The organism is Thermosynechococcus sp. FA-CM-4201 (assembly GCF_054689355.1).
The window spans coordinates 1873779-1889133 of the sequence record NZ_CP079920.1 but is presented as its reverse complement, the minus strand read 5'-3'; the positions used below and the strand labels follow the sequence as shown (position 1 = coordinate 1889133).

Below are 15355 nucleotides of genomic sequence, written 5' to 3'. Positions count from 1 at the left end.
TGTACCACTGCATTTGCCGTATTCGCTAGATTACAGTCAGTTAGGCATTTTTGGAGTGACTGAATTTTGGAGTGGCAAGAGGTTCGCGGCAGTTGGCTGTGTCTTCCCCAGCGCCCCTTGGGGTGGATTCACTTTCTGGGGGGAGCTTTTGTGGCAGCGGCACCGCAATTGACCTATCGGCGCTTGTTGGAGCACCTAGCGGAGGCGGGCTATGGCATTATTGCCACGCCTTTTGTGAATAGCTTTGATCATGGGGCGATCGCCCTCGATGTGCTGAATAAACTCGACTATGCCCTTGATTGGTTGATCTATCGCCGAGGCTACCCGCCGGCATTGCCCATTTACGGCCTAGGACACAGTATGGGCTGCAAGCTCCACCTGCTGATCAATAGCCTCTACGATGGCGATCGCGCTGGGAATATGTTCATGGCCTTCAACAACTACCCCGCCAGTCAATCCATTCCTTGGATGGAAAACCTTGCCCCCGTGGGTGTCGAATTCAGCCCCAGCCCGACAGAAACCGAAAAACTGATTCAAGAGCGCTATCCTGTGCGCCGTAATCTCTTGATCCGTTTCCAAGAGGACGATATTGACCAAACAGCCCGCCTGCGCAGTCTCCTCAGAGCCAAATTTGGCGATATGGTCACTGCCTTGAAGCTACCGGGGAACCACCTCACCCCCCTCAGCCAAGGACTCAAGTGGCAAGTCGGCGCCGAATTTTCTCCCCTAGATGCCGTCGGCCAGTGGATCAAGCAAAGTCTCTTTCCCGAAATGCAGATTCTTGAGGAATGTCTGTTGGAGTGGCTCAATCCCTTGGGCACTGCCCGCCGTTCCCGCCCGTAGCGTGGCACAATCACATAAGGAACCCTTGATGAAAAAAGGACTTTGCCCGTGACTGTTGCCCCCTCTGCTGCCCTCAGTGCCGCTGCTCGCCCCGATCCCCGTGGTCGCTTTGGTCGCTTTGGTGGCAAGTATGTTCCCGAAACGCTGATGCCCGCCCTTAGTGAACTCGAAGCAGCCTTTGCCCACTACCGCCAAGACCCTGACTTTCAAGCCGAATTGCAGCAACTTCTCCAAGACTATGTGGGTCGCCCTAGTCCCCTCTACTTTGCCGAACGCCTCAGCGCCCACTATGCCCATGATCAAGCCCAACCCCAGATCTATCTGAAACGTGAAGACCTTAACCATACGGGTGCCCACAAAATCAACAACGCCCTCGGGCAAGTCCTCCTTGCCAAACGCATGGGCAAACAGCGCATTATTGCGGAAACGGGTGCCGGTCAGCATGGCGTGGCTACAGCAACGGTGTGTGCCCGCTTTGGTCTCCAATGTGTGATTTACATGGGGGTGCAGGATATGGAGCGGCAGCGGTTAAATGTGCTGCGGATGCGTCTATTGGGAGCAGAAGTGGCGCCCGTCAGTGCCGGTACAGGAACTCTGAAAGATGCCACCTCGGAAGCGATTCGTGATTGGGTGACGAATGTTGAAACCACCCATTACATCTTGGGTTCAGTGGCGGGGCCCCATCCCTACCCAATGCTAGTGCGGGAATTCCATGCCGTTATTGGGGCGGAAACGCGGCGGCAGTGCCTTGAGAAATGGGGCGGGCTGCCCAATATTTTGCTCGCCTGTGTTGGCGGTGGTTCGAATGCGATGGGACTCTTCCATGAATTTGTCGAGGAACCCCAAGTGCGCTTGATTGGTGTTGAAGCCGCTGGCCAAGGGGTGGACACGGGTCACCATGCTGCCACCCTCACCAAAGGGGAAGTGGGGGTACTCCACGGCGCCATGAGCTATCTCTTGCAGGATGCCGATGGTCAGGTGGTTGAGGCTCACTCCATCAGTGCCGGTTTAGACTATCCGGGCGTGGGGCCAGAGCATAGCTACCTCAAGGACATTGGTCGGGCAGAATACTACAGTGTCACCGATGCTGAGGCTGTGGCTGCCTGTGTGCGCCTAGCGCAGTTAGAGGGGATTCTCCCTGCCCTCGAAACCGCCCATGCCTTGGCCTATCTGGAAACGCTATGCCCACAATTGACGGGGCAGCCGCACATTGTCATTAATTGTTCAGGACGCGGCGATAAGGACGTGGAAACGATTGGCCGCTACTTTGAGGCACAGCAGACCCCCTGAGCTAGAACTCCGCATTCCCCGGTGTACGGGGAAAGGGAATGACATCACGGATATTGTCCATCCCCGTCATAAACTGCACCAGCCGCTCAAAGCCGAGACCAAAGCCGGCATGGGGGACACTGCCATAACGGCGCAAATCCAAGTACCACCAGTAGGGAGCAGGGTCTAGGCCTTGGCTCACAATTCGCTCCTGCAATACGTCAAAGCGCTCTTCCCGCTGGGAGCCACCAATGATCTCGCCAATCTTGGGTGCGAGGACATCCATTGCTGCTACGGTTTTGCCATCCTCATTGAGGCGCATATAGAAGGCTTTGATGGCAGCGGGATAATCATAGACAATCACGGGGCGCTGGCAGTATTCCTCAGCAAGGTAGCGCTCATGCTCTGATTGCAGGTCTAGTCCCCAAGCCACGGGAAATTCAAAGGCGCGGCCACTCTTTTCAAGGACTTGAATGGCTTCACTGTAACTGAGGCGGGCAAAGGGTTGGCTGGCCATCTGTTCGGCAGTTGCCATGACGCTATTATCAATCCGCTCCTGAAAGAAGGCCATATCCTCTGGGCAGTGGTCAAGGACATAGCGAAAGACAAACTGCAAAAAGGCCTCCGCCAGTTCCATATCTGCCATCAGGTCACAGAAGGCCATTTCTGGCTCCACCATCCAAAACTCGGCAAGGTGACGGGAGGTATTGGAGTTTTCGGCGCGGAATGTGGGACCAAAGGTATAGACATTGGTAAAGGCTGTGGCCATAATTTCTGCCTCCAATTGGCCACTGACGGTGAGGTAGGCACGACGACCAAAAAAGTCTTGATTGAAGTCAATATTCCCCTCTGGGGTTTTGGGCGGCTGGGCTAAATCCAGTGTGGTGACGGTAAAGAGTTCCCCAGCCCCTTCGCAGTCACTGGCAGTAATGATTGGGGTGTGTACCCAGAGGAATCCCCGCTCCTGAAAGAACTGGTGAATGGCGGTGGCACAGGCATTGCGCACTCGCATCACGGCGCCTAGGGTATTGGTTCGCGGTCGGAGATGACCAATGGTGCGTAGAAATTCAAAGCTGTGGCGTTTCTTTTGCAGGGGATAGGTTTCGGGATCGGCACCGCCCCAAAGGTGAATCTGCTGGGCATGGAGTTCAATGGCTTGGTTTTTGCCGGGGGAACGCACCAGTTCGCCACTGAATTCTGCGGCAGCCCCTGTGGTCAGGTCTTTGATGGCTGGCGTGGCTGCTGCCACGGTGTTGGGAATGACCACCTGCAATCCAGCTAGGGTTGAGCCATCGTTGACGTTGACAAACGTACATTCCTTGAGTTCGCGTTTGGTGCGCACCCAGCCCTTGACGGTGACGCGATCGCCCACTTGACCTTGATGAAGAATATCCTTAATCCGCTGCTGCATGGGTCTTGTTCCTATAACTGCACAATGGTTACTCCCCGGCCACCCTCTTCAGGAGGCGCAAGGTGATAGCTTTGAACGCTGGGGTGCTGATCTAAAAATTGATGCACAAACTGGCGGAGGGCACCACTGCCGTGGCCGTGGATAATCCAAACCGTTCCCTGCTGGCGGTTGAGAAATTCCTCTAGGAGAGGTTCTGCTTCATGGGTGCGCTTGCCCCGCAGATCGAGGGTACGGTTCTCTGTGCGAATGGCCGGTGCTGGAGTGCGAGAAGGGGGTGGGGAGGGAGCTTGAGCTGGGCCGGGCTTGGGTTTAGACGGTGTGCGTACCGGTTCCCCCTTGAGGGACTCTACGGCGTGGGGCGGCACCGTAAATTTCACGGAACCCACTTGGACGACAATATCTCCCTGCTGGCTGACACTGAGGACTTCGCCCACCTGTTGCCATTGGGGCAAGCGAACGCGATCGCCCGGTTGAGGAATAAAGCCAACGGGCGGGGGGGGTGGTAAATAAGTTTTCTCAATCTGATGCAGGGCTGTTTGGGCAGCTTGTACCTGCTCGGGACTGTTGGCGCGTTGCAGTTGAGCAATGACTTTGGCAATTTCCTGCTGTGCCCTACTGAGAGCCGTGCGTACCTCTTCTTCCAATTGTTGACGAAGTTGCTGCTGGCGTTGTCGCAGTTCCTGTGCTTTGGTGGCAATTTCTTGGTAGAGCGCTTCAGTATCGCGAAGCAGGGTTGCCGCTGCGGTGGTTTTCGACTCCTGCACTTGGCGTTGTGCCACTAGCCCGCTAATCATCTCATTGACGCTGTTGCTGTCACCGCTCAAAAAGGCCTTGGCACCTTCAACAATACTGGGATGTAGCCCCAACCGCTGGGCGATCGCCAACGCATTGGATTGTCCCGGAATGCCCCACAGCAGCCGATAGGTGGGCGCTAGGGTCTCCTCATCAAACTCAACGGAGGCATTTTCAAAGCGGCTGTCCTGATACTTGAGGGCCTTGAGTTCGCCATAGTGGGTGGTGGCAAACGTGAGACTGGCGTGCTCTGCCAGATAGCGCAACAGGGCGATCGCTAGGGCTGTACCTTCACTGGGATCCGTGCCTGCCCCCACTTCATCGAGAAGCACCAGCGTATTGCCGCCTGCCACCTCCAGTTCCGTGAGAATATCGCGAATATTGCAGATATGACTGGAAAACGTGGACAGGTTTTGGGTGAGGGACTGCTCATCACCGATGTCTGCCCAAATGCCCGTAAACCAAGGCAACTCTGCGGGTGCTGCCGCCGCTACATACAACCCTGCCTTGGCCATGAGGGCTGCCAATCCCAATGTTTTCAGCGTGGCTGTTTTCCCCCCCGTATTCGGGCCGGTAATGGTCACCACCTTCGTGGCGGGCTGCACTTCAATGTCAATGGGAACCGCTGTCTGACCCTGTTCATGGTGCTCCTGCCACACCAAGAGGGGATGGCGCAAGGCCTTCAGGTGCAGCCGCGTATCACTGACAAATTGCGGTGGGTTTCCCTGTAACCAGAGACTATAGTGGGCACGGGCAACCGCCATATCGAGGGTGGTCAGCACATCGAGCAAATACCACAAATCATCACTAATCGTGGCCAACTGATCCGAGAGGGCTTGGCAAATGGCGCGTTCGGCCTCAGCCTCCTGATGGGCGAGTTGTTGCAGGCGGTTTTGCAGGTCGATGGTTTCCTGTGGCTCAATGTAGAGCGTGGCACCACTGGCGGAGAGATCGTGGACAATCCCCGGCATCTGGTCTTTGTGGGTGGCTTTGACGGCCAACACATAGCGATCGCGCCGTTGGGTGACCACCGCCTCTTGAATGGCACTTGCTCGCTGCTGAAGAAGTTGCTGAAGTTGCTGCTGGACTTGGGCGCGACACTGCCGTTGCTGCTGACGAATCTGAGCTAATTCTGGACTGGCGCGATCGCTCACTTGCCCCTGATCGGTAATGCAGCGGTAAATCTCTTGAGTCACCTCAGGATAGGTACGAACCCCAGCCACCAGTTGTTGGAGTTCATTGAGTTGCTCGTGCTCCTCAATTTGACGCCGCTGTTGCCGCGCGGCACTCAAGAGGTGGGCGATCGCCAGTAATTCCGTGCCTTGTAAACAGCCCTGATGATCCAGTCGCTCAAGGGCAGGTTCAATATCCGTCACTTGGCTGAAATCTAAGCGCACTTGGTGCACTGTTTCTAGGGCAATCATCTCTGCGGTTTGCGCCAACAGCACTTGACTAGCCGCTTGGGTACTCCCTAGGATGTCTCCCCCTTGAAGCTGACGCATCCCCCGCTTTGTTGAAGCAAACGTTGCCAACTGCTGACATAGACGCGGCCACTCCAGCCGCCCTAGGGATTTATCGAGCGCACTAATTTGTGACGTTGTAACAACCAATGTTCGCCATCTGCTGAAAACACTACTTCCACTGACTGTAGCACTGCTTACTCATCCGTGCAGCGGTTCTAGAGGACAATCCCCGACATCTCGGTATCCACGGCATCTTGCAGTTTCAGGAGGGTACTGGTGAGGGCTTCAGGATTGAAGTAGGTCCACTCAATGGCTTTAGCGATCGTTTGCAATCGCTCGGTAATGCTCGTGAGATCCCCAAACATATTTTCGCGGGGCAAACCCGCAAAGAGTGCCATCGCGCCCTGATTGACCGCCCACTTACACTCTGATTCATGGACGCGGGTGCGCATGCCACTGAGGAGAATGACATTCATTTCTGGATAGCGCTGGCGATACTGGCGACAAAAATCGTAGGGATTGGTTTTTGGCATCCCCAAATCCAAGAGCAATAGGCTGATTTTGCAGTTGAGGGACTCCACATGGGCAATGATTTTTTCTAACTCAAAGTGGGAAGTTGCCCAAATCGTCGAAATCCCTTGGGAGTTCAATAATTCCCGCCACATTTCCCCTTGGGTACGCGAAGAGTGGGTCATCAACACCGTGACTTGACCCTTGCTCTCATGGGAATGATTGGTGTAGGGGTGAGGACTCGGCACATCCCGCAGGTCAATGTATTCTAGTTCTGACTCCCCAATGGAAATGCGATCGCCGTGTTTGAGGATATGGGGCGCGTGGATACGGTTATTACCGATAAATGTCCCGTTCATGCTCTTGAGGTCGGTCAAACGATAGCGATGATCCGCCTGACGCTCAATGCGAATGTGATGCCGCGAACACCAGCGATCGGGTAGGACAATATCACAATCTTTACTTCGGCCAATTTGCCAAGCAGGTAACTGCTCCAACACAATTGAACGTTGCATGTAAACTGAGTGCAATAATAATCGCGGTGTGGGTGCCGCCAGAATCAGCTCACTGGGACGCATGAACCCCCGCTGCTGTTCACCAGAGCGAGTTGGCGATTGTAGGTGGGGAACGTAGGTGTCGGGGCGATTGGCCGAAGCATCCATAGGAGCAGCTAAAAAACACTAAATTGAGTTGATTATTATGCTGTTTATCCTAACGTTGTTGAGCAGCAAGGAACCATCTTCATCTTAATGTCAATAGAATGGCAGTAGTACCCCTACAGGTTGCTAAAGCGTACTCGTTATGAGTATGATTAAGTAAGACAGGACAGTTCAATGACTGTCAAAGGAGACCGCTATGAGTACAACAACAACGCTGAAAGAGCAAGTGCTGACCACGCTGAAACGGGAACAGGCCAATGCAGTGGTCATGTATCTGAACTACAAAAAGTACCATTGGTTGACCTATGGCCCTCTGTTCCGCGATTTACACCTGCTCTTTGAAGAACAGGGGTCAGAGGTTTTTGCCATGATTGATGAACTGGCTGAGCGTAGCCTCATGCTCGATAGCCAACCCGTGGCAGACCCAGCAGACTACCTAAAAGTGGCAACAGTCACCCCCTCCAGTGGCCAACTCACGGTCAAGCAAATGATCGAGGAAGCGATCGCCAACCATGAGCTGATCATTACTGAAATGCACCAAGATGCCGAAATCGCCACTGAGGCTGGTGATATTGGTACCGCCGATCTCTACACCCGCTTAGTGCAAACTCACCAAAAACATCGCTGGTTCCTCAAGGAGTTTTTGGCCAAAGGCGATGGCTTGGTCAGTTAGTTGCGGATTGGGCCGTTGTAGTCAATGGTGGTGCGACCATCGGGAGCCACAGTAGCCACTGTTTCAATGCTGGGTATGGATTCGGGGACGCCATTTCTTACCCGATAGCCCAAAATCCGAAACGTGTAGGAGCCGTCGGCATTGCGCACATAGGGGGCTTCACGCACAGGGCCATGCATGGACTGCTCGGCTCGATAACGGGTTAATCCACCATTGGCACGTTCTGCGGCTTGGCGGGCATAGTTGCGGGCACGCACCAACTCAGCGATGTTAATCGGTTCTGGATTGGTGTCTTGGGCAACGGCCACCGTCGAGAAGGTCACTGGGGCAATCGCTCCCCCCAGCATTACAGTCAGAAGGAGAGTGGTGATCTGCTGCTGTCCCATAGGGCTTTCTCCAGTTGGTTTTCTTTTTCAACGATAGCCAATGGGTTCTGGGGGGCACTGCTTTTTTATCTCAGTGCAACAATTATTTGCTTTCCGCTTGCCGAATCGCCACAGTTGCCTCTACTAACTGGCGAGCTTGTGCTTCTGACAATGGCTGACTAAAGAGAAATCCCTGTCCCCGTTGACAGCCCAACTGTTGCAAGCACTGCTTTTGATAGGTATTTTCAATGCCTTCAGCCACCACTTCCAGTTGAATCGCCTGCGCCAAACTAATAATGGCACGCACAATTTCTAAATTTTGAAAACTGGTCTCAATCCCTTGGACAAAGGACTGATCGATTTTCAGAGCATACAACGGCAGTTGACTGAGACGGCTGAGGGAAGAATAACCGGTGCCAAAGTCGTCAATACTACAACGAATTTTCATGGCTTGGAGTGCCTCTAGTTGCTCTCGCGCCAGCTCTGGATTGCCCATGATCACTTGCTCGGTAATCTCTAAAATGAGTTGCTGGCCACGGATACCATAGGTTTTGAGAAGGGATTTGAGTCGGTTCACCATTTGGCCAGAGTCAAAAAAGGCGTCGGAAATGTTCACACTGAGGGTTAAGTCAGCCATTTCTGAACCAAACAGTTGTTGCCAAGCGCGAAGTGTTGCCACAGCTTTCTGGAGTACCCACTCATCCAGTTTGGTTGCCAACCCCAACCCCAGAGCCAAGGGCAAAAATTCCGTCGGACTAATCCAACCGGCTTCAGGATGCTGCCAGCGGATCAAGACTTCAAACCCCACAAGGCTGCCATGATTCAGCGTGACAATGGGCTGATAGAAGATCTCCAATTGCTCTTGCTCTAGGGCACGGCGAAACTCCTGTTCACGGTGCAGCCGCGTGTAGGCCGCTTGGTGGTGCTCTGGTTGAAAGAGTTGCATACAATTGCGTCCCCGTGCCTTGGCGGCATACATGGCAATGTCGGCATCCCGCAGCAGTTCACCCGCACTGTGGTAGCGAGAATTGACCAAGGCAATCCCAATACTGACACCCACACTGACTTCAGTTCCCTTAAGCACATAGGGTTCACTGACGCGATAGCGCAGGCGATCGCCACACTCATAAACATCCTCTACCTGCTGAATATTTTCGATAATGGCAATAAATTCATCTCCCCCCAGACGGCCAAGGGTGTCCTGCTCGCGCATACTCGACCGTAGGCGATGGGCAATTTCTAAGAGCAACTCATCGCCGGCACCATGCCCCAAACTGTCATTGACAACTTTGAACCGATCTAAATCCAAGAACAGGACGGCAAAGGGCAGAATCTCACCGCGATGATAGGCAGCCAGTAACTGATCGATTTTCTGAGTCAAAAAGGTGCGATTGGGGAGTCCTGTTAAGCTATCCTGCCAAGCGGCATGGCGCAGTTTTTCTTCCGCCAGCTTAATGTTGGTAATGTCAAGGCCAGAGCCAATGTAGCCAATACAGGTGCCATTTTCGTCATAGCGGGGTGCTGCCTGCTCCAAGACCCAGCGGTAAACCCCTTGAGCAGTCCGAATACGGTACTCAATCTCATAGCTCTGTTGTTGCTGAATCGCTTGGCGAGTGGTTTCCTCAACACGGGAGCGATCGCTCGGGTGAACAAAGTTCAACCAGTTCCAGCCGAGGAGTTCATCGAGGGACGTGCCTAGAAATTTGAGAATGGTTTGGTTGGCAAATTCAACTTTACCCTCCGTGTCCGCTAGCCAGATCATTAATGTTGAGGAATCCGCCATTTGGCGAAAACGGGCTTCACTTTCAGCGAGCGCCAGAACCGCTTTTTTGCGCTGGGTAATATCCACGCCCACACAGGTAATCAGATAACTGCCATCCCCTTGGCGTTCGGCGCTGGCATTGAGGGAAATCCACAGGTCATGCCCCTCGCGGTGTTGAAAGCGGTATTCGGTGTGGGCACAGCCCTCTTGCAGTAATTTCTCGCGAAAGGGACGATGATAGGCTTCCCAGTCCTCGGGGGGGACGCGCGATCGCCAGAGATCGGGGTTTTCCTTAAAGTCAAAGGGGCTATAGCCGAGAATACGCAGGTGCCCTTGGGAGAGATATTCATAGCGCCAAGACCCATCAGGAAAAGCCCGCAGTTGACTGACAAAGGCATCGGCACGATCCAACAGTTGATTCAGTTTTTCTTCTGAGGCCTGTAGTTCCGCATTGACTTCCAGTAGATCCAGCGTTCGCGCAATCACTTGGGACTCCAGTTCCAGTTTGTTGGCCTCCAGTTGTTGGGTCATTTGCCGCTGCTCACTGACATCCACTGCCGTAACCAAAACCAAATGTTGATTACTAACGGTGAGTTGTAGGGGAATGGAGACCATATGCCAAATGCGCTCCTCCCCCCACTGGGTGTAGATTTTGACATCACCATGCTCGACTCGCTCATGGGTTTTGAGGCAACGCTGGAATTCCGCACTTGCCCACTGCCGCTGAGCCTCTTGGGGAAAAGCAACAGCCAACCACTGCTGCCATGTGGTGATCTCACTGGGACTGTAACCAGTTTCCTCCTGCCATGCCCGATTCATGAGCCACAGTTGGCCATCGGCAGCCACTAAAACCATCGGAAAAGGCGATAAAAAGATACTGCTGCGGAAAATTTGCTCAATCTCGGTGTAGGCGCGGTAAAACGATTGTCGTTCTTGCTCCAGTTCATTAATCCGACGGACGCCAACGGCCAGCAACCCGACAAAAAACATGATAGTCGTAATGACTTGAGTTTCTTGGGCAACGGTACCGTTCACTAGGTTGAGGTCGTGATGAATAAATTCCACCACCCAGCCAATCGCTGCTGGGCCAATAATGACCCAAGGCAACAATTGCCGCAACAGTATCCCCCCTGCTGTGGGTGCCCAAAAGTAGCGCATCAGGCCTCGATGGGGACGCAATTGCAGCAAACTAGTGCTTAGAAAGCACAGGAGAATGATAGCTATCACTCTGCCAATGTCGCTGAGGCTAGCGGCCTGTGGCCACTGGTAAGCAAACTCTAACAATTCTAGGAGCAATAAACTACTGCTGACGATCGCTCCCCCTTGACTCAAGATCACTTGCCACTGGGGGATTCCACTCACGCCCCATAGCCCCACACCTAAGCCGACAAAAGCCAATGGCCGCAACAGGGTCTCGTAGGTGGCTAAGTCGAAGGTTTCCCTGAGGCGCATTCCAGACCAAAGGTTCGTCACCTCGCTCGCGATCGCTAGCCCCATAAGAACTAAGGCGAGACCACTGCTCTGGTGCAGCAGTTGCAGGCGATCGAGGGTGGCTGGACGTGGCCAAACCGTCATCATTGTGATTGAAAAGGCTGTCAGCCAGATAGCGATCGCACTGAGAGCATCCACCCCTGCCGCCAGACGTGCGTGCGGCATCACAACCGCCAACCCCAAATCCACGAAAACTACTGTGGCTGCACCAAGGCTCAACAGAGCCGTCCATCTTAAGAATCGGGGGTTGGGCATGTTTCAAAATACCTTAGGGTCCTCAGACAACTCCTCACAATTCTGGATTGTTCCCTCGGTGCGGCCTGCGATCGCACGACCGCTAGATGAATTCAACATCGACTCTAGTCTAACGGAACAAGCTGTAGGCTTGTCATCTCCTGAATCCCCATAAGGTCGGGGAGTCGTCAACAAGGGATATAATCTGAATAGTAGGTTTACAGCTCTTTGTTGAGTGTGTTTCATCCCTATTGAAAGGGGCTGTGCTCTCTAGGCGTCATGCAGGAGGGGTTATGCAAGCAACGCATCATTATTCGCAGGAATATATCAACCATCTAACCCCCCAAGATGTGGCTGCCTTGGCACGGCGGCTTGAGGAAGATGATTACGATACGCCCTTTGCCGCCCTTGAGGATTGGCATCTGCTGCGCTCCATTGCCTTTCAGCGACCGGAGCTAGTGGAACCCTATTTGTACCTTCTTGATTTAGAGGCCTTTGACGAGTCCTAGAACAGTTCCCCATTTGCTGGTGGGGGTGGGGGGTGGCATTGCTGCCTATAAAATCTGTGATGTGATCTCTGCGCAGGTAAAGGCGGGGTGGCAGGTGTCTGCTATCCTTTCAGAGACTGCCTCGCAGTTCATTACGCCGTTGACCCTTTCGACCCTGTGCCGGCGATCGGTATTCACGGATGCGGATTTTTGGCATCCCCAAGCGCCGCGACCCCTGCATATTGAACTGGCGGAAACGGCAACACTGATGTTGATTGCTCCCCTCACGGCCAATACGTTGGCGAAGCTGGTGCTGGGTTTGGCGGATAACCTACTCACCAGTACGGTGCTGGCCTCCCAAATGCCGATCTTGGTGGCACCGGCCATGAACACGACCATGTGGGAGCAGCCGACGGTACAAGCCCATTGGCAACAACTGCAACAACAGCCCCGTTATCATTGCTTACCTCCCGCCTATGGCCGCTTGGCCTGTGACAGCGTCGGTGTGGGACGAATGGCGGCGCCGCAGGAAATCATGGCCTATTTGGACTCCTTGGCCTATACCCACGGCCAGCGAGACTTAGCTGGCAAGCATCTGCTGATTACCGCCGGGGGCACCCGTGAATACTGGGATGCGGTGCGCTTCATTGGTAATCCAGCCACAGGAAAAATGGGGATCGCTCTAGCAAGGGCAGCCCTGCATCGCGGTGCGAAGGTGACGTTGATTCATGGGGCGATCGCCGAGCCGATCCCAGCCCAAGTCCGCGCCATTGAAGCAATCAGTAGCGAAGCAATGTGCAAAGCCGTCCTCGAGGTGTGGCCAGAGGCAGATTGGCTGGTGATGGCTGCCGCCGTTGGCGATGTCCGCCCAGCCCAACAGTGGTCGGGAAAGCTCCCGAAATCGGCGTTGCCTAGCGCCTTACCCCTGAGTCCAGTGCCCGATATTTTGCAAGCGGTGGCTCAGATGCGCCAGCCCCACCAACGTCTGATTGGTTTTGCCGCCCAAACGGGGGATATTGTGACACCCGCCCGCGAAAAGCTAGAACGCAAGGGCTTGGATTTGATTGTGGCGAATGCCGTGGATCAAGCGGATTGTGGCTTTGGCACCGTTGAGAATGCTGCCGTTGTGCTGGATCGTCAGGGGCGATCGCGCAATCTTGCCAAGGCACCGAAGTTAATTCTGGCTCACCAAATTTTTGATGTTGTCCAAGAATGGCTGCCATGAGTGATGGCCTGACGGTTGTCCCCTTGCCTCTGCAAATGCAGCGGGCGATCGCTGCCGCTGAAACCCTCGACTCCCTAGCCACCGTTGTCCAAGAACTGGTGGAAAATGCCCTCGATGCCGGGGCAAGTCGCATTCACCTCCACTGGCGCCCTTCAGCATGGCATCTTGAGGTCACAGACAATGGCGAAGGGATTCGCTGGGCAGATCTCACTCAAGTGGCTCTCCCCTACACCAGTAGCAAGTTACCCGCCAGTGGGGAATTGGCGGACATCACAACCTTGGGATTTCGCGGTCAAGCCCTCCACAGTTTGGCACAAATGGCACAGTTAACGATTTGCAGTCGCCATCGCGAGGCGGACAGCGGTTGGCAAGTGAGTTATGATGCCCAGGGTCAAGTGCGCAGCCAGCGTCCTCTGGGAATGGCTGTGGGGACTCGCGTCATTGCTGAGCAAATTTTTCAGGACTGGCCGCAACGTCAGCAGGGAGTGAATCCAAAACAGGTACAGCGGCGGCTTCAGGAAATCGCCCTGTGTTTTCCGCAGGTGGCTTGGCATCTCCTTAAGGATGGCAAACGGTGGTGTCACTGGCCGGCGGTGGCGTCTTTGGGCGATCGCCTGCTGCAATTGATCCCGCAACTCCATCCTCAAGATCTGCGCCAAATGAGCGATGCCCAAATTGAATTAGTTTTGGCGCCGCCGGATCGCCACCATCGTCCCCGCCCCGATGGCTTAGGGGTGGCAGTTAATGGTCGTTGGGTGGAACTGCACAGTGATCCCTCGTGGCAGCAGGTGATTCTTGAGGCCTTTGGTCGCGGCCTACCTCGGCAGCGCTTTCCCCTGTGTATTGCCCATCTCCATTTACCGCCGGCGGCGATTGATTGGTCAGCAGAACCCCAAAAGCGCACGATCTATCTACGGGAGCCAGAGCAATGGCAAGCCCTCTTGGTAGAACGCATTGGTCAACTCCTTGCTTGCCCCTCAATTCCCCTGAGTGATACCAGCAGCTATCAGGTGCTCAAGGCGGCTGAACCGCCAAACCGCTATCGGACGCTGTTATCGCCCAATTCAGCTCAACTGTCCTTGCCCAGCCTGAAAGTGGTTGGCCAGTTGCACAATACCTACATTATTGTTGAGCACGCTGAGGGAATTTGGCTGATTGAGCAGCACATTGCCCATGAACGGGTGCTTTACGAGCAAATTGAAACCGATTGGCAGGCGGTGGAGCTAGAGCAGCCGGTGTTGGTGGAATCCCTCACGGAAACCCAAGTGCAACGCTTTCAAGACTGGGGGTTAGCGATCGCCCCCTTTGGGGTACAACTTTGGGCAGTGCGCCGTGTTCCTGCTTTCTTGCGCGATCGTCCAGATGTCGTGGCCGCCCTGATGGAACTTAGCCAAGTGGCGGATCTGACTGCTGCTAAGGTGGCTGTGGCCTGTCGCAGTGCCATTCGTAACGGCACGCCCCTCACCCTTGCGGAAATGCAAACCCTTGTGGATCAGTGGTACCGCTGCCGTCAACCCCACACCTGCCCCCACGGTCGCCCCATCTGTCTGCAACTGCAAGAATCTAGCCTTGCCCGTTTTTTCCGTCGCCATTGGGTGGTGGGCAAAAGTCATGGCATTTAGAGTGGCAATCTTGCAGAGGGGTGAAGGTGTGGAGATCTGCCCCTTGGCGCAGACAGTGCCGCAGATGCATCAGCAGCCGTCCTAGATAGTTCGACCCTTGGCGATCGCCCCCACAGCCCCAATAGCTATCTACCGGCGAATCCTCCACCAATTCTTCCTCTCCAGTTGCCAAGAGTAGCTCCCGCAGGTCGGGATGGGTGGTAAATTTGGCCACAAGGGCACGCCACATCACTGGCTGTTTCAATTGATCCCACTGGGGATGAACGGGGTAACGACCACTGCGACCGAGTTGGGCAGCCGCTTCAGGGGTCGGGGCAATGCGAATGGCATGACCAAAGGCCTCATGGGCCGTGCCAAAGAATTTATGGGCTTGGTAGTAGTGCTCCGCTGTTGGCCAGTAATAGCCCTCTAGGGTAAACCCGTGGGGAGAGAAATTGGAAAAACTGCCGTAGGCATCCTTGACGCGATAAAAGTAGATTGTCATTGCCAACCGCGTTCCCGCACCCCAGTTAGTACACGGGCTAGATACTCCGTTCTAGCAGGCTTTA

At 54.5% G+C, this 15355-nt stretch carries 12 protein-coding genes; 6 read left to right on the top strand and 6 right to left on the bottom strand.

Annotation, left to right across the window (positions count from 1 at the left end; genetic code table 11):
* The first annotated feature begins 66 nt into the window (after positions 1–66).
* Together KV190_RS09200 and trpB are read left to right on the top strand one after the other, a co-directional pair.
* Positions 67–843, top strand: a complete 777-nt coding sequence (locus KV190_RS09200) for a DUF1350 family protein (protein WP_460192984.1) — start codon at positions 67–69, stop codon at positions 841–843.
* Between the two features lie 48 nt (positions 844–891).
* A complete protein-coding gene (trpB, locus tag KV190_RS09195; RefSeq protein ID WP_460192983.1) occupies positions 892–2133 on the top strand; it encodes a tryptophan synthase subunit beta in 1242 nt (413 codons plus the stop codon).
* A 1-nt stretch (position 2134) separates the two neighbouring features.
* Here trpB and asnS read toward each other — a convergent pair whose 3' ends face one another.
* The 3 genes from asnS to KV190_RS09180 form a co-directional block, all read right to left on the bottom strand.
* Entirely contained in the window at positions 2135–3523 is a 1389-nt protein-coding gene (gene asnS, locus KV190_RS09190; protein ID WP_460192982.1) for an asparagine--tRNA ligase, read from the bottom strand.
* A gap of 11 nt (positions 3524–3534) precedes the next feature.
* On the bottom strand, positions 3535–5925 hold the full coding sequence (locus KV190_RS09185) for an endonuclease MutS2 (RefSeq protein ID WP_460192980.1): 2391 nt from the start codon (positions 5923–5925) through the stop codon (positions 3535–3537).
* A gap of 68 nt (positions 5926–5993) precedes the next feature.
* Positions 5994–6950 carry an FHA domain-containing protein gene (locus KV190_RS09180; protein WP_460192978.1) on the bottom strand — a complete coding sequence of 319 codons (957 nt, stop codon included), beginning with the start codon at positions 6948–6950 and terminating at the stop codon, positions 5994–5996.
* A 193-nt stretch (positions 6951–7143) separates the two neighbouring features.
* Here KV190_RS09180 and KV190_RS09175 point away from each other — a divergent pair, with 193 nt between their 5' ends.
* A complete protein-coding gene (locus tag KV190_RS09175) occupies positions 7144–7620 on the top strand; it encodes a Dps family protein (RefSeq protein ID WP_460192976.1) in 477 nt (158 codons plus the stop codon).
* Here KV190_RS09175 and KV190_RS09170 read toward each other — a convergent pair.
* Both KV190_RS09170 and KV190_RS09165 read right to left on the bottom strand, forming a co-directional pair.
* Positions 7617–8006 carry a hypothetical protein gene (locus KV190_RS09170; RefSeq protein ID WP_460192975.1) on the bottom strand — a complete coding sequence of 130 codons (390 nt, stop codon included), beginning with the start codon at positions 8004–8006 and terminating at the stop codon, positions 7617–7619. The two genes, KV190_RS09175 and KV190_RS09170, sit on opposite strands and share 4 nt — an antisense overlap.
* An 82-nt stretch (positions 8007–8088) precedes the next feature.
* Positions 8089–11403: an EAL domain-containing protein gene (locus KV190_RS09165; RefSeq protein ID WP_460192974.1), complete on the bottom strand. Its 3315-nt coding sequence runs from the start codon at positions 11401–11403 to the stop codon at positions 8089–8091.
* 362 nt (positions 11404–11765) lie between these two features.
* Here KV190_RS09165 and isiD point away from each other — a divergent pair, with 362 nt between their 5' ends.
* From isiD to mutL, 3 genes are read left to right on the top strand one after another with little or no spacing between them, the layout of a single operon-like run.
* Positions 11766–11981, top strand: coding sequence for a protein IsiD (gene isiD, locus KV190_RS09160; RefSeq protein ID WP_181494739.1), 216 nt, complete (start codon positions 11766–11768; stop codon positions 11979–11981).
* Entirely contained in the window at positions 11968–13185 is a 1218-nt protein-coding gene (gene coaBC, locus KV190_RS09155; protein WP_460192973.1) for a bifunctional phosphopantothenoylcysteine decarboxylase/phosphopantothenate--cysteine ligase CoaBC, read from the top strand. Before isiD ends, coaBC begins: the two co-directional genes overlap by 14 nt.
* A complete protein-coding gene (gene mutL / locus KV190_RS09150) occupies positions 13173–14807 on the top strand; it encodes a DNA mismatch repair endonuclease MutL (protein ID WP_460192972.1) in 1635 nt (544 codons plus the stop codon). Before coaBC ends, mutL begins: the two co-directional genes overlap by 13 nt.
* Here the strand turns inward: mutL and KV190_RS09145 are convergent.
* Positions 14749–15291 carry an NADAR family protein gene (locus KV190_RS09145; protein ID WP_460192970.1) on the bottom strand — a complete coding sequence of 181 codons (543 nt, stop codon included), beginning with the start codon at positions 15289–15291 and terminating at the stop codon, positions 14749–14751. The genes mutL and KV190_RS09145 overlap by 59 nt on opposite strands.
* Between the last annotated feature and the right edge of the window lie 64 nt (positions 15292–15355).

Bases quoted from the DNA above. Each gene is read 5' to 3' on its own strand.
- isiD (WP_181494739.1), top strand. From the start codon at position 11,766: ATGCAAGCAACGCATCATTATTCGCAGGAATATATCAACCATCTAACC.
- KV190_RS09175 (WP_460192976.1), top strand. From the start codon at position 7,144: ATGAGTACAACAACAACGCTGAAAGAGCAAGTGCTGACCACGCTGAAA.
- KV190_RS09180 (WP_460192978.1), bottom strand. From the start codon at position 6,950: ATGGATGCTTCGGCCAATCGCCCCGACACCTACGTTCCCCACCTACAA.
- KV190_RS09165 (WP_460192974.1), bottom strand. From the start codon at position 11,403: ATGCCGCACGCACGTCTGGCGGCAGGGGTGGATGCTCTCAGTGCGATC.
- asnS (WP_460192982.1), bottom strand. From the start codon at position 3,523: ATGCAGCAGCGGATTAAGGATATTCTTCATCAAGGTCAAGTGGGCGAT.
- KV190_RS09145 (WP_460192970.1), bottom strand. From the start codon at position 15,291: ATGACAATCTACTTTTATCGCGTCAAGGATGCCTACGGCAGTTTTTCC.
- KV190_RS09170 (WP_460192975.1), bottom strand. From the start codon at position 8,006: ATGGGACAGCAGCAGATCACCACTCTCCTTCTGACTGTAATGCTGGGG.
- mutL (WP_460192972.1), top strand. From the start codon at position 13,173: ATGGCTGCCATGAGTGATGGCCTGACGGTTGTCCCCTTGCCTCTGCAA.